17 protein-coding genes are annotated in these 18,701 nt (G+C 60.0%); 7 read left to right on the forward strand and 10 right to left on the reverse strand.

Annotated elements, in window-relative coordinates; all coding sequences use genetic code 11:
- Positions 1 to 31: 31 nt before the first annotated feature.
- The 4 genes from thiB (at position 32) to BSK43_RS02895 (ending at position 5,231) form a co-directional block, all read left to right on the forward strand.
- Positions 32 to 1,060 carry a thiamine ABC transporter substrate binding subunit gene (gene thiB / locus BSK43_RS02880; protein ID WP_077470509.1) on the forward strand — a complete coding sequence of 343 codons (1,029 nt, stop codon included), beginning with the start codon at positions 32 to 34 and terminating at the stop codon, positions 1,058 to 1,060.
- A 10-nt stretch (positions 1,061 to 1,070) separates the two neighbouring features.
- Complete coding sequence (gene thiP / locus BSK43_RS02885; RefSeq protein ID WP_077470508.1) at positions 1,071 to 2,708, forward strand: thiamine/thiamine pyrophosphate ABC transporter permease ThiP; 1,638 nt, start codon at positions 1,071 to 1,073, stop codon at positions 2,706 to 2,708.
- The gene (locus BSK43_RS02890) at positions 2,701 to 3,429 is read left to right on the forward strand and encodes an ATP-binding cassette domain-containing protein (RefSeq protein ID WP_077470507.1); all 729 of its coding nucleotides are present in this window, start codon (positions 2,701 to 2,703) and stop codon (positions 3,427 to 3,429) included. The genes thiP and BSK43_RS02890 overlap by 8 nt, the downstream gene beginning before the upstream one ends.
- A 401-nt stretch (positions 3,430 to 3,830) precedes the next feature.
- Positions 3,831 to 5,231 carry a M48 family metalloprotease gene (locus BSK43_RS02895; RefSeq protein ID WP_077470530.1) on the forward strand — a complete coding sequence of 467 codons (1,401 nt, stop codon included), beginning with the start codon at positions 3,831 to 3,833 and terminating at the stop codon, positions 5,229 to 5,231.
- A gap of 43 nt (positions 5,232 to 5,274) precedes the next feature.
- Here BSK43_RS02895 and BSK43_RS02900 read toward each other — a convergent pair whose 3' ends face one another.
- The 5 genes from BSK43_RS02900 to BSK43_RS02920 form a co-directional block, all read right to left on the reverse strand.
- Positions 5,275 to 6,138 (reverse strand): RNA polymerase factor sigma-32, encoded by an 864-nt coding sequence (locus BSK43_RS02900; protein ID WP_068389889.1) that lies wholly within the window; start codon positions 6,136 to 6,138, stop codon positions 5,275 to 5,277.
- 408 nt (positions 6,139 to 6,546) lie between these two features.
- Positions 6,547 to 7,119: a CarD family transcriptional regulator gene (locus BSK43_RS02905; RefSeq protein WP_068389886.1), complete on the reverse strand. Its 573-nt coding sequence runs from the start codon at positions 7,117 to 7,119 to the stop codon at positions 6,547 to 6,549.
- 398 nt (positions 7,120 to 7,517) lie between these two features.
- Positions 7,518 to 7,856, reverse strand: coding sequence for a ferredoxin FdxA (fdxA, locus tag BSK43_RS02910; protein ID WP_068389883.1), 339 nt, complete (start codon positions 7,854 to 7,856; stop codon positions 7,518 to 7,520).
- A gap of 207 nt (positions 7,857 to 8,063) precedes the next feature.
- Positions 8,064 to 8,468 (reverse strand): RNA-binding S4 domain-containing protein, encoded by a 405-nt coding sequence (locus BSK43_RS02915; protein WP_077470506.1) that lies wholly within the window; start codon positions 8,466 to 8,468, stop codon positions 8,064 to 8,066.
- 3 nt (positions 8,469 to 8,471) lie between these two features.
- A complete protein-coding gene (locus BSK43_RS02920; RefSeq protein ID WP_136686694.1) occupies positions 8,472 to 11,627 on the reverse strand; it encodes a helicase-related protein in 3,156 nt (1,051 codons plus the stop codon).
- 1,268 nt (positions 11,628 to 12,895) lie between these two features.
- On the opposite strand from BSK43_RS02920, the gene BSK43_RS02925 reads away from it, so the two are divergent.
- Both BSK43_RS02925 and BSK43_RS02930 read left to right on the forward strand, forming a co-directional pair.
- Positions 12,896 to 13,051: a DUF3309 family protein gene (locus tag BSK43_RS02925; RefSeq protein WP_068389874.1), complete on the forward strand. Its 156-nt coding sequence runs from the start codon at positions 12,896 to 12,898 to the stop codon at positions 13,049 to 13,051.
- A gap of 47 nt (positions 13,052 to 13,098) precedes the next feature.
- Positions 13,099 to 13,353, forward strand: a complete 255-nt coding sequence (locus BSK43_RS02930; RefSeq protein WP_068389871.1) for a YMGG-like glycine zipper-containing protein — start codon at positions 13,099 to 13,101, stop codon at positions 13,351 to 13,353.
- 365 nt (positions 13,354 to 13,718) lie between these two features.
- Here the strand turns inward: BSK43_RS02930 and phbB are convergent, their stop codons facing one another.
- Positions 13,719 to 14,444 carry an acetoacetyl-CoA reductase gene (gene phbB, locus BSK43_RS02935; protein ID WP_077470504.1) on the reverse strand — a complete coding sequence of 242 codons (726 nt, stop codon included), beginning with the start codon at positions 14,442 to 14,444 and terminating at the stop codon, positions 13,719 to 13,721.
- A gap of 99 nt (positions 14,445 to 14,543) precedes the next feature.
- On the reverse strand, positions 14,544 to 15,725 hold the full coding sequence (locus BSK43_RS02940) for an acetyl-CoA C-acetyltransferase (protein WP_077470503.1): 1,182 nt from the start codon (positions 15,723 to 15,725) through the stop codon (positions 14,544 to 14,546).
- A gap of 241 nt (positions 15,726 to 15,966) precedes the next feature.
- Here BSK43_RS02940 and phaR point away from each other — a divergent pair, with 241 nt between their 5' ends.
- Positions 15,967 to 16,539 (forward strand): polyhydroxyalkanoate synthesis repressor PhaR, encoded by a 573-nt coding sequence (gene phaR, locus BSK43_RS02945; RefSeq protein WP_068389863.1) that lies wholly within the window; start codon positions 15,967 to 15,969, stop codon positions 16,537 to 16,539.
- A gap of 338 nt (positions 16,540 to 16,877) precedes the next feature.
- Here phaR and rpmF read toward each other — a convergent pair whose 3' ends face one another.
- From rpmF to BSK43_RS02960, 3 genes are all read right to left on the reverse strand, one after another.
- Entirely contained in the window at positions 16,878 to 17,063 is a 186-nt protein-coding gene (rpmF, locus tag BSK43_RS02950; RefSeq protein ID WP_006724402.1) for a 50S ribosomal protein L32, read from the reverse strand.
- Positions 17,064 to 17,243: 180 nt separating this feature from the next.
- On the reverse strand, positions 17,244 to 17,891 hold the full coding sequence (locus tag BSK43_RS02955) for a glutathione S-transferase family protein (RefSeq protein ID WP_077470502.1): 648 nt from the start codon (positions 17,889 to 17,891) through the stop codon (positions 17,244 to 17,246).
- Between the two features lie 16 nt (positions 17,892 to 17,907).
- Positions 17,908 to 18,630: a DUF1868 domain-containing protein gene (locus BSK43_RS02960; RefSeq protein WP_077470529.1), complete on the reverse strand. Its 723-nt coding sequence runs from the start codon at positions 18,628 to 18,630 to the stop codon at positions 17,908 to 17,910.
- Between the last annotated feature and the right edge of the window lie 71 nt (positions 18,631 to 18,701).

Genomic DNA, 18,701 nt, shown 5'->3' on the forward strand with positions numbered 1-18,701 from the left:
CTTGAAGACGAAACCAAAAGGAGGCGCTCTGATGCTCGACCGTTCACTATTGTCACTGTTCACCGGCCTGGCCCTTGCCGCCGGCGCAGCATTTCTTTCCACGCAGCCCGCCGCAGCGGCCGACAAGACGCTGACCATCTACACCTATGAAAGCTTCACCGCCGATTGGGGTCCAGGCCCCAAGGTCAAGGCCGCTTTCGAAAAGACATGCGGCTGCACCGTCAATTACGTCAGCGTCACTGATGGCGTGGCGCTGCTCTCCCGCCTGAAGCTCGAAGGCGCCGGCACCAAGGCCGATGTGGTTCTTGGCCTCGACACCAACCTGGTCGACGAAGCCAAGGATACTGGCCTTTTCGACACCAGCGGCGTCGATACATCGGCCCTCAAGGTTCCCGGCGATTTCAAGGATGATGTCTTCGTGCCCTATGATTACGGCCATTTCGCCGTCATCTACGACACCCAGACCGTCAAGAACCCGCCAAAGAGCATGAAGGATCTCGTCGAGGGCGACCCCTCGCAGAAGATCGTCATCGAAGATCCGCGCACCTCGACGCCGGGCCTCGGCCTGCTGCTCTGGGTCAAATCGATCTACGGTGATAAATCAGCCGACGCATGGACCAAGCTCAAGGGCCGTATCCTGACCGTCACGCCCGGCTGGTCGGAAGCCTATGACCTCTTCACCAAGGGCGAAGCGCCGATGGTGCTGTCCTACACGACCTCGCCGGCCTATCACATGATCGAGGACAAGACGGAACGCTATCAGGCGGCCGCCTTCTCCGAGGGGCATTACATCCAGATCGAAGTCGCCGGCCTCGTCAAAGCGTCTCCGAACAAGGACCTCGCCCGCGACTTCCTGAAGTTCATGGTCTCCACAGGCTTCCAGGACATCATCCCCACCAGCAACTGGATGATGCCGGCCGCCGCCACCTCCACGCCGCTGCCGGACGCCTTCGGCAAGCTGGTGGTGCCGACGAAGACCTTCCTGATGAGCCCGGACGTCGTCGAGAAGAACCGCAAGGCCTGGATCGACGAGTGGTTGACCGCCACCAGCACCAACTGATCTCTCACCCATGCTGACCGCATCCGAAAGAAAACGCGCCATTTCCGGCGGGGCATTCAGCCTCGCCGGCATCGCCATTTTCGTCGCGATCGCCGTCGTCATCCTTCTTGCCGCCGGCATCGAGTCCGGCGGCGACACCACGCTTACCGATCCCTATCTGCTGCGGGTGCTTCGCTTCACCCTGCTGCAAGCGGCCTTGTCGACGTTGCTCTCCATTCTCCTTGCCATCCCCGTCGCCCGCGCCCTGGCGCGCCAACCGCGCTTTCCGGGCCGGCTGTGGCTGATCCGGCTGATGGCCGTGCCTATGGGCCTGCCCGTCCTGATCGGTGCACTCGGCCTGCTCGGCATATGGGGACGCCAAGGATTGCTCAATCAGACGCTGTCAGCCCTCGGCCTGTCGCAGCCTGTCAGCATCTACGGCCTTGCCGGCATTCTGCTGGCACATGTCTTCTTCAATATGCCGCTCGCCTGCCGGCTAATGCTGGCCGGGCTGGAGCGCGTTCCGGCGGAATACTGGCTCGTGGGTGGTGGGCTCGGCATGCGGCCGGCATCGATCTTCCGCTTCATCGAATGGCCGGTCCTGCGCGGTCTCATCCCCGGCATCGCCGGCCTGATCTTCATGCTCTGCGCCACCAGCTTCACGCTGGTGCTGATCCTCGGCGGTGGCCCCGCGGCAACGACACTCGAAGTGGCGATCTACCAGGCCCTGCGCTTTGATTTCGATCCCGGCCGCGCCGTGATGCTGTCACTGCTGCAGATCGCCATCACCCTCATTGTTTTAGGTGCGATGACACTATTTCGCGCGCCTGACGATCATGGACTGACGAGCGGCCGCGCCCTGCGGCGCATCGATGGTCAAGCGCCGACGGCTCGCTGGGTCGATGCCGCTCTGCTGTTGGCTGCGGCACTCTTTCTCGGCCTGCCTCTCGCCTCCGTCGTCGTGACGGGCCTGGAGGCAAACCTTCTGAAGCTCGCCGGCCAGCCGATCTTTCTGCAGGCGGCGATAACAAGCCTCCTCATCGCACTCGCCGCCGGTCTTCTGGCCGTCCTGATTTCCTTTGCGGTCATTCGCGCCCGATCAGTGATATCAGCGGAGCGCAGCAAGAACCTCGGCCTGCGCGGCTTGTCGATCGCGTTGAGCGCAAGCTCTTCCCTCATCCTGCTTGTCCCGCCGATCGTGCTGGCAACCGGCTGGTTCCTGGCGCTCAGACCATTCGGCGACCCCAGCCGCTTCGCCGCCGCCCTCATCATCGTCATCAACGCGCTGATGGCGCTACCCTTCGTCATTCGCGTGCTGGAGCCGGCCTATGTCATCCACCGCCGCCGCACCGAACGGCTGGCGGCAAGCCTCGGCCTTCATGGTATCTCCCGCCTTCGCCTGATCGATTGGCCGGGCCTTCGCAAGCCGCTCTTCACCGCGCTCTCCTTCGCCATGGCCCTGTCGCTCGGCGATCTCGGCGCCGTCGCTCTTTTCGGCTCCAGCAGCCTGATGACCCTGCCCTGGCTCGTCTACAGCAAGCTCGGAAGCTACCGCACCAACGATGCCGATGGATACGCCCTGATCCTCGGGGTGGTATGCCTTCTCCTCACCATCGCCGGCACGGCGGGCCAGGGCAGCCGCGACGGCGAAAGCAGGCACAATGACTGACGGCGGCAACATGATCGAACGCAGCATCACCATGACCGGCGTCGAACTGCGCCTCGGCACGCATGATTTCCAGTTCGATTGCGCGTTGCCGCAAGGCAGGATCATCGCCGTCGCCGGTCCCTCCGGCTCGGGCAAGTCGACCTTCCTCAATCTGCTGGCCGGCTTCGAACAGCCCGATCGCGGCCGCGTCCTGCTTGCCGGGCAGGACGTCACCGGCAAGCATCCCGCAGAGCGGCCTGTGTCGCTTGTCTTCCAGGACAACAATCTCTTCGCCCATCTCGACCTCTTCACCAATGTCGGCCTTGGCATCAGCCCTTCCCTGAGGCTCTCGGCACAAGACCGGCAGAGGGTCTCCGAGGCGCTGGCGCGTGTCGGGCTCCCCGGTTTCGAGAAGAGAAAGCCGGGCACGCTGTCCGGCGGAGAACGGCAGCGCGCTGCCTTCGCAAGAGCGCTGGTGCGCGACAAGCCGATCCTGCTGCTGGACGAGCCCTTTGCAGCGCTCGATCCCGGCCTGCGCTCCGGAATGGTCGAATTGCTGAAAACCCTTCACCGGGAAACGGGCAACACGGTCCTCATTGTCTCGCATGATCCGGCGGAAGTCAGACGCCTTGCTGACCATGCCGTCTTCATTGACGGCGGCAAAATCGCACTCTCCGCTCCGATCGAAGCCTTTCTGCAAACGGCCGGCATTCCCGCACTGGCCACATTTTTACAACACTGAGTGCGACGCAGCATCTTGCTGCCCGCTTTGCCTTAATTTCGTCGTGCCGAACGGCTGAAACTCCTGGGAAATGCTTGCTAAAATACAACGCTGCCACATTTAAACGGAGTCTCGCTATGCAACCGGTGCCAAAATCGGCTACAGCAAGGGGTGGAGACCGTCCGGATGAATGCGGATTGATGGGGTGAAAGCAACCTTTATCGGCGCGCGATGATAATCGCCCCGGTAACGATCAACCGGATTTGGCGCCGAGCCGGCATGGCAGCGAAATGAGCGAGACACAGGTACTGAAGCAGAACGAGCGAGCAGAACGAAGGATCAGCGTGACCGTCGCAGCCCGTTTGCGCCGCCTGGCACCGCTCCTTGTCGCCGCGGCGGTACTCAACAGCTGTCAGACCGTGATGGATCAGTCGTATCAGCCGAGCGTCTCGCCCTCGGCCAATCCACAGATCGTCTCCGAGGTGCAGAAGAACGACCCGCGCGCTCAGATGGGCGCTCGCGAGCACCCAAGAATTCTTGCAAGCTACGGCGGCGAATACAAGGACGCCAAGACCGAACGTCTCGTGGCCCGTATCGCCGGCGCGCTCACCAGCGTTTCGGAAAACCCGCAGCAGTCCTATCGCATCACCATTCTCAATTCGCCGTCGATCAACGCCTTCGCGCTGCCGGGCGGCTATCTCTATGTGACGCGCGGCCTGCTGGCGCTTGCCAATGACGCCTCGGAAGTCGCAGCCGTCCTGGCGCACGAGATGGCGCACGTGACAGCCAATCACGGCATCGAGCGGCAGAAACGCGAGGAAGCCGAGGTCATTGCCAGCCGCGTCGTCGCCGAAGTGCTGTCGAGCGATATCGCCGGCAAGCAGGCGCTCGCCCGTGGCAAGCTACGCCTTGCCGCCTTCTCGCGTCAGCAGGAGCTGCAGGCAGACGAGATCGGCATCCGCACCCTCGGCCAGGCCGGCTACGACCCCTATGCGGCAGCCCGCTTCCTGAATGCCATGGAAGACTACAGCCGCTTCATGACGGCCAATTCCGATGTCGACCAGAGCCTGGACTTCCTGTCGAGCCATCCGAGCACCCCGCAGCGCATCGACCTTGCCAAGGCCCATGCGCGCGAATTCGGCGAGGAAGGCAAGGTCGGCGACACCGGCCGCGACTACTACCTGAACGGCATCGACGGCCTGCTCTATGGCGACAGCCCGGAGGAAGGCTATGTGCGCGGTCAGACCTTCCTGCACGGCGGCCTTGGTATACGTTTCGACGTACCCCCGGATTTTCGGATCGACAACAAGGTTGAGGCCGTCATGGCGACTGGCCCTGGCGACATTGCCGTCCGCTTCGACGGTGTGGCAGACACCCAGAACCAGAACCTGACGAACTATATTTCCAGCGGCTGGGTGACAGGCCTTGATCCATCGTCGATCAAATCGATCACCGTCAATGGCATGCCGGCTGCGACTGCGCGCGCTTCCGCCGATCGCTGGGATTTCGATGTCACCGTGATCCGCGACCGCACACAGATCTTCCGCTTCCTGACGGCGGTTCCGAAGGGAAATATTGCCCAGCTCGATCAGACGGCCAATGTGTTGCGGGCAAGCTTCCGCCATATGACGCCGGATGAGGCCGCTTCGCTGAAGCCGCTGCGCGTTCGCGTCGTCATCGTCAAGCCCGGCGACACCATCACCACGCTCGCAGCCCGCATGATGGGCACCGACCGCAAGCTCGACCTGTTCAAGCTGATCAATGCCTTGCCCACCGGGGCAAGCATCGCACCGGGTGACAAGGTCAAGATTATCGCGGAATAGATAGGGGCCGGATCACCTTCTCCCGGTCGGGAGAAGGTCTCTCTCAGGCATAGCTTGCCATACGCGGATCGGCATCGACCAGCGCGCTGCGCAGCTTGTCCATCGCCCGGCTTTCAATCTGACGCACGCGCTCCTTGGAAATGCCGAGATCGGCGCCAAGTTCCTCCAGCGTCGCCCCGTCTTCGACGAGACGGCGCGCGCGGATGATCTTCATTTCGCGTTCGTTGAGATGTTTCAGCGCCGATGCGAGCCAGATGCGGCGGCGTTCGCCATCGATCATGTCCGAAACCTGTTCGTCCGGAAGCGGCTCACTGCTGATGAGGAAATCGATGCGTTCGGCGCTTTCGGAATCGCCTGAAATCGACGGTGCCTGCAACGAGGTGTCGCTGCCGGAAAGACGCGCATCCATGGTCTGCACGTCGGCAAGGCTGACGCCGAGCGTCACGGCGATTTCCTCATGGATGGATTGAACGGTCACGCTGGAATTGCTGCGGGCGAGCTTCGCGCGCAGGCGGCGCAGATTGAAGAACAGCGCCTTCTGCGCTGAACTCGTGCCACCCCTCACGATCGACCAGTTGCGCAGGATGTAATCCTGGATCGAAGCGCGAATCCACCAGCTGGCATAGGTCGAGAAGCGCACTTCCCTCTCCGGCTCGAAGCGGGCAGCGGCCTCCAGCAGGCCCACATAACCTTCCTGCACGAGGTCGCTCATCGGCAGTCCGAAATTGCGAAACTTGCCGGCCATCGAAATGACAAGGCGCATATGAGCGGTCGCGATTTTGTTGCGGGCGCCGCGATCGTCGTGATCCTTCCACCGAATGGCGAGATCATGTTCTTCATCGCGATCGAGATAAGGTGCAGCCATGGCGAGTTTGATCATGCGCCGATCTGCAGACATATTCGTCATACGCATCTCCTAGGTTCGGCCCCAGATCGTCTTTAAGCCGCGGTCGACAAAAAGGGGCAGCAGGCATCGTTTCCGAACATCGCTGCTCGGATGAAAATCAATGAATGAAATGCAAAATTGGAGACCGATTCTCCGGCTCGCCGGATAATCGATGACTAGTCTAGTTCGATCTCATCAGGCTGATCAGATGATTGAAGCATCTTCAGATCACCGGGGGGCTTCGAATGAAAACGCATAGGCCGGTCCTCGTGAATGGCAATAAAACGGCCCGCCCAGACACCTCTCCTGCAGGAGAGAACCCACACCGACCGCCAACACGAGCTTAAAACGCGGCAGAAGCAAAAAGGTTCCAAAGAAAAAAACCCGGCGCGAAGGCCGGGTTTTTGGAGGCTGTATGTGCCGTTTGCCTTATGCGGCTTCGTCCTGGGAATCGTCTTCCTCGATGGCCTTGCCGCGCTTCGGACCCTTGTTGAGGTTGGTCTCGACGAGACGAACGGCTTCGGTTTCCGACATCTTGTTGACGGCGGCAATTTCGCGCGCCATGCGATCGAGCGCAGCTTCATAGAGCTGGCGTTCGGAATAGGACTGTTCCGGCTGGTTCTCGGCGCGATAGAGATCGCGAACCACTTCGGCGATGGAGATCAGGTCACCGGAATTGATCTTGGCATCATATTCCTGAGCGCGACGCGACCACATGGTACGCTTCACGCGGGCTTTGCCCTGCACGACCTTCAACGCACGCTCGACGAAATCGGTCTCGGAAAGCTTGCGCATGCCGATGCTCATGGCCTTGGCCACCGGCACCTTCAAACGCATCTTGTCTTTCTCGAAATCGATCACGAACAGCTCGAGCTTCATGCCTGCGACTTCTTGCTCTTCGATCGCGGTGATCGTTCCGACGCCATGGGCCGGATAAACGATCGCTTCACCAGTCTTGAAGCCGTGCCGTGCTGCTGAAGGTTTTTTCTGCTGGGTCGTCATTCTTTTCAAAAACTCCCTGTTACGCGCCCGGTTGGGCCGGGGGCCGGGTCAGTCAGGCCCGGATGAGACGGAAGCACCGTCGGGGTAGCGTCATCCTGGTCCAGCCAGACTTATGCAAAAAGAAACCCACCCATCGCGATTTCAGCCCCGACAACACAAAACGTTGATATGTCAAGGAAACCGCGTACGGATTGGTGATTTGCTTTCGTGATGGTTTTAGGCACGCGAAATGCCGCTGTGGATCAGTATGAGGAACCTATCACAAAAATCTGAGGAAATCAATAATTTGCTTCACGCGCGCCAATGAGGCCCCGTTGACCGCTCGGCGGCCCCACGATAACGATTCGCTCCGTGCGATATCGACTACACCTTTCCAGGTGGCCTGTCACGGCCGTCGATCAATCGCCAGCGCCGGGATTTGTCGAGAAATACTTCTCGAGTTTACCCTGTTCGCCATCCATTTCCTTGGCTTCCGGCAGCGGATCCCGCTTGACGGTGATATTCGGCCAGATGGATGCATATTCGGCATTGAGCTTCAGCCACTTGTCGAGACCCGGCTCCGTATCGGGCTTGATGGCCTCGGCAGGACATTCGGGTTCGCAGACGCCGCAATCGATGCATTCGTCAGGATGAATGACGAGGAAATTCTCGCCCTCATAGAAGCAATCAACGGGGCAGACTTCCACGCAATCGGTATATTTGCAACGGATGCAATTGTCGGTCACGACATATGTCATGAAGCACTCCAGGAATGTCTCTAGCTTCCGCGGCTGCGCAACCTGGAACGTCGCACCCTTCCACGGTGCCGAACGAACAGACGAATGCGCCATGCGCAAACGCGCCGTCCAGCTTGGTTACCGGCAGGTTGACCGTGAGGTATCGACTTTGTCCGCCAATTTCAAGGACAAACAATCTGGAAAACCGCCCGCGACGGGCAGAGTTTTCTAATCCTCGTCCGAGGTCAGCCGATCGATTGCACGCCGGTCACGTTTCGTCGGCCTGCCGCTGCCCGGCGCCCGCAACGCCTGCTCGAAGGCGGTGAGGCGTTTTGTCTCATCCGGCGGCGGGGTCAAATCCTCGTAAAGCAGCTTGGCTTCTTCGAAAGGCCCCCTGCGCTCGCCGGGGGAGCGCACGACGAGGATCACATCGCGCCGCTCGAGAGAAAGCTCTATCCGGTCCCCGACCTTGATGCCGTGGCTCGGCTGCGAGACCCGTTCGCCGTTTACCCGCACGCTGCCGTTCTGCACATAGACTTGCGCCAGCGAGCGGGATTTCACCATGCGGGCAAAGAAGAGCCATTTGTCGATGCGCTGGCGCGAACCGGAAAATGGCTGCTTCTCGTCCTTCATGGCCTACTTCTTCATCTGCTCCTTGAGAGCAGCCAGCTTTGCGAAAGGAGAATCCGGATCGATCGGCTTTTCCTTGCGTGGCGGCTTGGCCTCGAAACGCAGCGGCTGCGGCGCGCCGCGATTGTTCCGGTCGTTCCGATTGTTGCGGTCATTGCGGTCGCCACGTTCCTGCCGGTCGTTGCGTTCGCCACGGCCGCCTTGATTCTGCGGACGGCCACCTTCGCGATTATTGCCGCGCGGTCCCTTGTCGCCGGCGCCACGGGCATCGCGCCCGTCACGACGACCTTCGCGATTGCCCTCGCCGCTTGCCTGCTGCTGCTCGCCATTGCGACGATTGCCATTCTGGGCACGGCCTTCGCCCTGCTGTCCGCGGCGATCGCCGTGGCCACGGCCGCCTTGGCGCTGCTGCTGATCGCTGCGACCGCCAAGACGCCAGAGCAGAACCGGCTTCGGCTCCACAGCTTCGACGGCTTCGGCTGCAACAGCTTCCGTTTCGCCAGCCTCGGCAGTTGCCTCGGTAACCGGCTCGGCCGAGACAGCGGCAACCGGAGCGGCCTCCTGCGCGACGGCTTCGGTTTCCTTGGCCGGTTCTTCGCCGGCAGCGGAGTCTGCGTCGTCGTGATCGGCCTTTTCCGCGGTGGCATCCGCAGCCGGCGCTGCCGGTGCCGCTAATGCATCCTGCTGCGCAAGATGGGCAACGGCTTCTTCAGCCTTCACGGCATCGGCACGATAGCCGAGACCCTTGAGGATCTCTTCCATGTCTTCCAGCGTGGCGCCGAGGATGGAGAGCATTGCCGTTGTCGTGGTGAAGCGGCGGCCGTCATAGGCACCTTCAGGGCGCGAGGCCTGGCCGGGCTTCCACTGCAGCAGCGGACGGATGAGGTCCGCCAGTCGCTCAAGAATATCGATACGCACGGCGCGCTTGCCGAGGAAGCGGAAGCCGGCGAGCTTGTAGAACGTGCGCTCATAGCTCGGATCGGTGACAACGGACGTGCGTCCGGCGGCCAGCACGGGAATGAGATCGCCGTAGCCGGGCTTGTCGAGGCCATCATTCTTCAATGCCCAGAGCAGGCTGATGAGTTCGGCCGGAGCCGGCTTCAAAAGCGCGGGGACGAAAATATGATAGGCGCCGAAGCGAATGCCGTAGCGGCGCATCGAGGCGCGCGCATCCTGATCCAGCGACTTCACCTCTTCGGTGACGTCGCGGCGGAACAGAACGCCCAGATTTTCGACCAGCTGGAACGCCAGACCCTTGGCAAGACCCTGCAGATCCTCGGCGCGCGACAGATCGTCGAGCGGCTTCAGGATGGTGCTGATATGATGATTGACGAAGCGCTCGATGCGAGCCGCGACATGATCGCGCGCATTGCCCGACAACTGCTCGTCGGCAAGCAGGATGACGCGCGGCCGCATGATGTGATCGCTGCCCGACAGACGCGCCACGGGATCGCCGAGCCAGCGCACCATACCATCGGCACTGATCGCAAGATCGCTATTGCCGGCTGCATGCATGCGCGCAGCACGTGCCTCAAACTCCAGCGCAAGCGCCTTCAGCGAGGCTGCCTGGACAGCCTTGCCGTCCGGCCCCTCGGTTCCCGAGATAGGCGTGAACCGGAATCCGGTCAACTGTCCCACATGATGCCCCTCAACGAAGACATCCCCATTCACACTGATTTCAGCTTCCAGCATTGCATTCTCTCTCAGGCGCTTCATGAGCACAGATGTCCTGCGATCAACAAAGCGTTTCGTCAACCGTTCATGTAACGCATCGGACAATCGATCCTCGATTTCCCGCGTCTTTTCTTGCCAGTGTGTCGGATCGGCAAGCCAGCCGGGCCGATTCGACACATAGGTCCAAGTCCTTATCTGCGCGATTCGCGCCGAAAGCGTGTCGATCTCACCATCAGTCCGATCGGCGCGGTGCACCTGTTCGGCAAGGAAGTCCTCTTTCACCGTGCCATAGCGCACAAGATCGGAAAAGAGGGTGGCAATGAGATCGGCATGCTGGGCAGGCGTAATGCGCCGATAGTCTGGAAGCGCACAGGCTTCCCATAATTTTTCAACCCGAGCCGGGTTGTTGGCAAGATCGACAATCTCCAGATCGCGTGACAGATATTCCAACGCCTGCTGGTCTACCGCAGGCAGCGCCCGCGTCAAGCCCTGCACGCGTGGCGCGTCTTCAAGACTGGTGCGAAGCGCGGCGATCGAGGAGAAATCAAAGCTCTTGGTGCGCCACTGCAACACCTTGACCGTGTCGAACTCATGGCCTTCGATCCGCCGCACCAGCTCGTCGTCGAACGGATCCACCTGGCCCGTCACGCCGAAGGTGCCGTCCTTGAGGTGACGGCCGGCGCGGCCGGCAATCTGGCCAAGCTCTCCCGGATTGAGATTGCGGAACTGATAGCCGTCGAATTTGCGGTCCTGGGCAAAGGCGACATGATCGACATCGAGATTGAGGCCCATGCCGATGGCATCGGTCGCGACCAGATATTCGACATCGCCAGCCTGATAGAGCGCGACCTGTGCATTGCGCGTGCGCGGGCTCAACGCACCGAGAACGACGGCGGCTCCGCCGCGCTGGCGGCGGATGAGCTCGGCAATCGCATAGACCTCGTCGGCCGAAAAGGCGACGATCGCCGTGCGCTGCGGCAGGCGCGTGATTTTCTTCTGACCGGCATAGAAGAGATGCGAAAGCCTCGGCCGCTCGAGAACGGTAATCCCAGGCAGAAGTTGCTCGAGGATAGGCCGCATCGTGCCGGCGCCAAGCAGCAGCGTCTCGTCCCGGCCGCGCAGATGCAGGATCCGGTCGGTGAAAATATGGCCGCGCTCGAGATCGCCGGCCAATTGCACTTCATCGATGGCGACGAAGGAGGCGCGCGTCTCACGCGGCATCGCCTCGACGGTGCAGACCGAAAAACGGGCATTGGGCGGCGAAATCTTTTCCTCGCCCGTGACAAGCGCCACATGCTGCGCCCCGACCTTTTCGACGACGCGCGTATAGACCTCGCGCGCGAGCAGCCGCAGCGGCAGGCCGATAACGCCGCTGCCGTGCGCCACCATACGCTCGATGGCATAATGGGTCTTGCCGGTATTGGTTGGTCCGAGCACAGCGGTTACGCCGCGTCCGCTCAGGATCATTGGCTGCGAGATGTGAGTCATAGGTCCGTGCATAAGCGAGAAACCACCGTCTTCCGATCAGCAAGCTTCTCCGGGAAGAAGGAAGAGATGACGACCATATGTGACAAAGGCAAGACCTGAATGAAAAAACAGCATCGCCAACGGTCGCTTTTGCGATTTGCCATTTCAACCAAAAGCTTCATTACCCCTACATCCCATACGAGTCCAAGCGATTCCGGAACAGCCTGAGAACGAATCGGCGACGAATCGCTGACTCTCATCGGTTCTCTGTATGTTCTCTACTACATATGGATTTGGAATCAAAGAATCCCACCAGATACTGAATCGCATTTTTCCTGCCTTTCCCACGCGAAAGAGAGTCAAGCAGTGAATCCGCAGCAGGCGTCACGCCCGGTAATTTTATGGTTAATTATTTGTAAAGATTTCGCTTTTTTGAAGGCAACCAACGGCACTTTGGAAATGGGGCAAAGCCTCAACGAATGAGAGAGGAATCGCTGGTTTCAACCGATTCCTCCTTCGTTCTTCACAACATATAGCGATTCAGGGCTAAAAATACTTCGGACTCGGAGGAGTTGAGGCGGTGAATCGAGCCCGAATCTGGGATTGCAGCGAGCATTCGCCGGGTTCAAACGGGTTCGATCGATAAAAACAATCAAAGGGTGTATTCATTAACACCTCGATCAAAGCCGGAACGAATCGGCGACGAATCGACGATTCATGCATGTATTTCATTTGTTCACGGCTACATATGGTGTTCGACCGTCGGCGCATCTCGATATGGAGAGCCGCACAGGACAGCAAAAAGTCCCGTCAGCTCTTCTGCATTAACGAATTGAGCCAACGAAACACCACTCCACCGCGATACGCCAACAGCATGGCCGCCGCTCGGAAGGGCTTCCCGCCATGCCTTGTGGCCGCGAAAATTAACCAAGGTCCAAAGGCGGAACGAATCGCTGACGAATCGCCGACATCGGTTCTTTCCCGTTTCGTTCACCGCAACCTATTGTATTTTAAAGAAATTTTAACCATACGAATGGATCCCGATCATCGATATGTCAGCCGTATTGCGCTCTGGCGTTAACATTTCGCCGGTCATCAAAAGATCAGCTTCTCGTATTTTTATTTCTTAGCCGGAACAATTTTCGGCGAAACAAGTTTCTACGATCAGAAATACAACGAACTCCGCTCGTTCGCATCGAACAGATTAAGGCGGAGTCGCTGGAGCATATATCCGGACGCTGCGACGCTGCCGGGGGATAATCCGGCGACGGACATGGAGGAGACACATAATGCTTGGTACGGTATTACTCGTGATACTGATTCTGCTGCTGGTCGGCGCGTTTCCGAGCTGGGGTTACAGCCGGTCTTGGGGCTACGGTCCGTCGGGCGGTCTCGGGCTTGTTCTCGTCATTGTCCTCATTCTGCTATTGATGGGGCGGATCTGATCCGCAGATGATTACTGAAAACCTCACAACACCAGGGAGCTAACATCATGAAGAAGATCATCGTCGCGATTGCCCTCGTCGGCGCGCTGGCGTCTTGCACATCCACCGAAAAAGGCACCGCAATCGGCGCCGGTACCGGTGCTCTGATCGGCGGCGTTGCCACGCACAGCTGGGGTGGCGCAGCAGTCGGCGCAGTCGCCGGCGGCCTGGTCGGCAACCTCATCGGTCGCTCGGAAGATCGTCGCGGCTACTGCATCTATCGCGACCGCTACGGCAATCGCTATGAGGCTCGTTGCCGCTAACACCGATGTCTCATGACCGATCGACCTAGCGGTCGGTCATGGCCCTCAGGTCCTGCACGCCGAACGATAATTTCGGAGAGACAACAGTCTTCTCGCAGCCAAAGGCTGCGGGAAGAAAGCAGTGTTTTGAGAAAGGAACGGCATCTTGGCCGCAATCATCGCAAGCATTGCGGCCCTCGTGCTCGTCGGGACTAGCTTTTACGCGCTCGCCTACGCGGCAAGATCGCGCTTCAGGCAAAAGCGGCGAATAAGAGTGGAAGCCGTCATCCTGGAATTCAAGCCACGACAACGGCAGTCGGTCGGTTCACGCCACGGATGATTGCCGGGCTGACCCGGCAATCCCCAACATCAATAGGACGGTTGGCTCAGGCGAAAAACTGCCCGCCATTGGCCGATATTGTCGACCCCGTGATGAAACCGGCATCGTCGCCGGCCAGGAAGACCGCGATGCGGGCGATTTCCTCCGGCTCGCCGAGGCGTCCGACCGGAATTTGCGGAATAATCCGCTCGTTCAGCACCTTTTCCGGCACCGCCAGCACCATTTCCGTACCGATATAGCCGGGGCAAATGGCGTTGACCGTGATGTTCTTGGCAGCCCCTTCCTGTGCAAGCGCCTTGGTGAAACCGAGGTCTCCGGCCTTGGCGGCGGAATAGTTTGCCTGCCCCATCTGCCCCTTCTGACCGTTGATCGAAGAGATGTTGACGACACGGCCGAAGCTGCGGTCGCGCATGCCCTGCCAGACATGATGCGTCATGTTGAACAGGCCGGTGAGATTGGTGTTGATGACCTCGTGCCATTGCTGCGGCGTCATCTTGTGGAACATGGCGTCGCGGGTAATGCCGGCATTGTTGACCAGGACGTCGACATGGCCGAGATCATGCTCCACCTTGGCGATACCCTTGCCGCAAGCCTCGTAGTCGGTCACGTCCCACTTGTAGACGGCGATGCCGGTGACCTCATGGAAAGCGCGCGCCTTTTCCTCATTGCCGGCATAAGTCGCCGCCACTTTGTAGCCCGCATTGCGAAACGCCATCGAAATGGCCGCTCCGATGCCGCGCGTACCCCCGGTTACCAATGCCACTCTGCTCATGTGCCACTCCCCTTTGTTGCTACGGAGGCGGGACGACCGATCGTCAGGTCGCCCGCTCCGCCTTCATCACTTCTTCTGGAAAACCCTGCTCAAGACGCGTCAGAGCGCCTCGACGCACATGGCAACGCCCATGCCGCCGCCGATGCACAGCGTCGCCAGACCCTTGCGGGCGCCGCGGCGCTTCATTTCGAACAGGAGCGTGTTGAGGATACGCGCGCCGGAAGCGCCGATCGGATGGCCGATGGCGATCGCACCGCCATTGACGTTGACGATCGACGTATCCCAGCCGAGGTCCTTGTTGACGGCGCATGCCTGAGCGGCGAAGGCTTCATTGGCCTCGACGAGATCGAGATCGCTTACCGACCAGCCTGCCTTTTCCAATGCCTTGCGGGACGCCGGGATCGGGCCGGTACCCATGATCTGCGGATCGACGCCGGCGGTCGCCCAGGAGGCGATACGGGCGAGCGGCTGGATGCCGCGGCGCGAGGCTTCGGCTTCAGTCATCAGCAGCGCCGCGGCGGCGCCATCGTTCAGGCCAGACGCGTTACCGGCAGTCACGGTGCCTTCCTTGTCGAAGGCCGGCCGGAGCTTGACCATGCCGTCCAGCGTCGCACCGTGACGGATATATTCGTCGGCATCGACGATGACATCGCCCTTGCGCGACTGAATGGTGAAGGGAACGATCTCATCCTTGAAACGCCCGGCCTTCTGCGCGGCCTCGGCCTTGTTCTGCGAGGAAACGGCAAACTGGTCCTGGTCCTCACGCGAGAGCTGCCACTGGCGCGCGACATTTTCGGCCGTGATGCCCATGTGATAGCCATGGAAGGCATCCATCAGGCCGTCCTTGATCATGGTGTCGACCATTTTCATGTCGCCCATCTTGGTGCCAGCGCGAAGGTGGGCGGCATGCGGGGCCATCGACATGGATTCCTGGCCGCCAGCGACGATGATCCTTGCGTCTCCCGACGCGATCTGCTGCATGCCGAGTGCTACGGCGCGCAGGCCAGAGCCGCAAAGCTGGTTGACAGCCCAGGCGGTCGCTTCCTGCGGAATACCGGCCTTCATCGCGGCCTGACGGGCGGGATTCTGCCCTTCGCCTGCCTGCAGCACCTGGCCGAGGATCACCTCGTCGACTTCCTTGGCATCGACGCCGGCGCGCTCCAGCACGCCCTTGATGGCGGCTGCGCCAAGCTCATGAGCGGGAACGGTCGCAAACGCGCCGTTGAAGGAGCCGACGGCGGTACGAGCCGCGCTGGCGACGACGATGGATGAACTGCTCATGGAAGCCTCCTCATAAAATGAACGTGTATATGAGGCGAAACTGTCAAAGCTTTGCGCCGGAGTCAAACAGCAAGAATTTCCCCCGCGCAGATTTCACGAAGCCGTCATTGCCTGCAGGAAATGCAATCAAAGGAAAGGGCTTGCCGCATCGCACAAAGCGATTGTCACCATGCTTCTTTTGCGTCTACACTCGGGGGTGGAGGAATATTCCATACAATCAGACGGGGCCAGGAGACTGATAATGGCAAAGAATGAGGGCCAGATCGTAATCAAGAAATATGCCAATCGCCGCCTATACAACACTGGCACCAGCACATACGTGACGCTGGACGACCTGGCGGAGATGGTCAAGAAGGGTGAGGAGTTTACCGTCCAAGACGCCAAGAGCGGCGAGGATATTACGCATTCGGTCCTGACGCAGATCATTTTCGAACAGGAATCGAAGACCGGCAACACGCTATTGCCGATTCCCTTTCTCCGGCAGCTGATCGGCTTTTACGGCGATCAGATGCAGATGGTCGTACCGAGTTTTCTCGAACATTCCATGCGTGCCTTCACCGAGCAGCAGGTGCAGATGCGCGAGCAGATGAACCGGGCCTTCGGCGAGACGCCGCTCGGCAAGAATCTGCAACTGCCGATCCAGATGGTCGAGGAACAGGTTCGCCGTAACACCGAGATGTTCCAGCAGGCGATGCAGATGTTTTCGCCCTTCATGAAGCCTCCGGCGAAGGAAAGCCGCAAGGCCGAGGCCAAGGATATCGACGAACTCAAGGAACAGCTCCGCGCCATGCAGAGCAAGCTGGATAGCCTTTGAGGCAAGACAATATGCTTGTGAACGCGTGGAGAGTATTCACCCCCTCTGTCATTGACGTGACATCTCCCCCACAAGGGGGAGATTGGTAGCTCGCGGCATCTCCTTGCCACAAGCAAACATCGCATCCGCAGACACCAAAACTTGATTGCTTTATCAGGCGGCGCAGCACCCTCACAACGATCTCCCCTCTTGTGGGGGAGATGTCACGAAGTGACAGAGGGGTATCAGACGCGATGCATATAAAAGGCCGCTTTTCTTCCACCCTGCATCCTGACCAAAAGAAAAAGGCCGGCGAACCGCCAGCCTTTTTTATTCATGCCATCGAGGCAGCGCAGAAATTATGCGCTTTCCTTCGGCGTCAGAACCTGACGGCCGCGATACATGCCGGTCTTCAGGTCGATGTGATGCGGGCGACGCAGTTCGCCGGAGTTCTTGTCTTCAACATAGGTCGAAGCCTTCAGCGCATCAGCCGAACGGCGCATACCGCGCTTGGACGGGCTTGTTTTTCTCTTCGGTACAGCCATTTTCGTTACTCCACTTTGCGGACGAAACATATCAGCGGCCAGCCAGGCGGCCGAAACAGACATGCATCAATTTCGGAATTTGGCCGGGCTTGTACATGACTTATCGGGCTTTGACCAGTCCCTCTCAGCATTTTTTGCCTGCCGCGCCCGATTCAACCCTATCAGGATCGAATCAGCGGGTCACGCCTCGTCCTCGGGCACGATCCATGTTTCTTTCAGCGCGGCCTCCTCCCATTTCTTCCAGGCAGGCGCCGCTTTCATCACGTCCATATAGTCCCGCGTGTCGGCGGAGACAGGAATGTCGTACCGCTCGAAGCGGCTGACGACCGGAGCATACATCGCATCGGCACCGGAAAAGGCCCCGAACAGAAAAGGACCGCCGGAACGCGAGCGCGCTTCACGCCAGATCGTCTCGATGCGCGCCACGTCATTCATGACGCCATCGGACAGATCGGGACGGCTCACCGGACGCCGCATGTTCATCGGGCAGGCGTCGCGCAGGGCGTGGAAACCCGAAAGTATCTCCATGCTGTAGGATCGCGCCAGCGCCCGCGACTGCCGATCGTCAGGCAGAAGCCCGGCGTCGGGAAAGAGTTCGGCAGTATATTCGATGATGGCAAGCGATTCCCACACCTTGAAGCCACCATGCACCAGCATCGGCACCCTTCCCGTCGGCGAAACCGCGCGAATATTGGGATTGCCGGCCGGAAAATCGAAGGGGATCAGGACTTCATCGAAGGCGATGCCGCAGCCCTCGAGCGCGATCCATGGCCGAAACGACCAGGAGGAATAATTCTTGTTGCCGATATAGAGGGTTAGCTTGTCCATGACCCCTGTTTCCTTGTTAGTTCCCGAATTCGAAGACGCGCAGTTCCTCGAAATGGTTCATGTCCTCGAACGAGCAGAAGGCCGGCGGCCGCAGCTCCAGAACGGGTACTTCTGCGCGCAACTCGGCCACCACATCGTCCAGCATTGCCTGCCAGCGCGGCAACGCCTCATCCGCCAACCGCTCGATGACATAGGTGAAGGTGATGTGAAAGGCATAGGTTTCGTGATCGGGGTGGCGATAGCCAAGGAGATCGGCCAGCGCATTGCGCCATTCCCGCATCGTCTCGCGGTCTGCCTCGGTTGCGCCCTCGACAAGTAGGCCGCTGGGCCGCGCCTTTATCACCGCCACCTTGAACGGATCGCGCATGGAGAAGGCCTTCAGCCGCTCGCCCATGATGCCGGTCATCTCGTCGATCGGCGTATCGAGCGCCAGATCCGCAGGCCAGAAAGGCCGCGTGCGCCGATATTCGATGATCCCCTGGAACAGGGTCATATGCAGGCTGGAGACCGGCGTGAAGGCGAATTGCCGGGCTTCCGGCATCGCCAGGTACTTCTGCCGCGCCGAGACCACCGCACGCTGCGTCTGCGAGCCCTCAGGCAGATGGCAGACGACCGTGTTGCCGGGCTCGGGCTGGAAGATGCCGGAGAGATCGTAGCGCGTGCCGAGATGGCGCGGGGGCTGCGGATGCAGGCTCTTGGCATATTGCAGCAATTCGGGGGAAAAGGCGGAGAAGTCCATGGCATGTCCGATCGTCGTTGGCAGATGCACCGCCCTTACGTTACGAGCAAGAATGCCAGATGACGCTCAAC

Source organism: Rhizobium sp. P44RR-XXIV (assembly GCF_001999485.2).
In the GTDB taxonomy this organism is placed as follows: Bacteria; Pseudomonadota; Alphaproteobacteria; order Rhizobiales; family Rhizobiaceae; genus Rhizobium.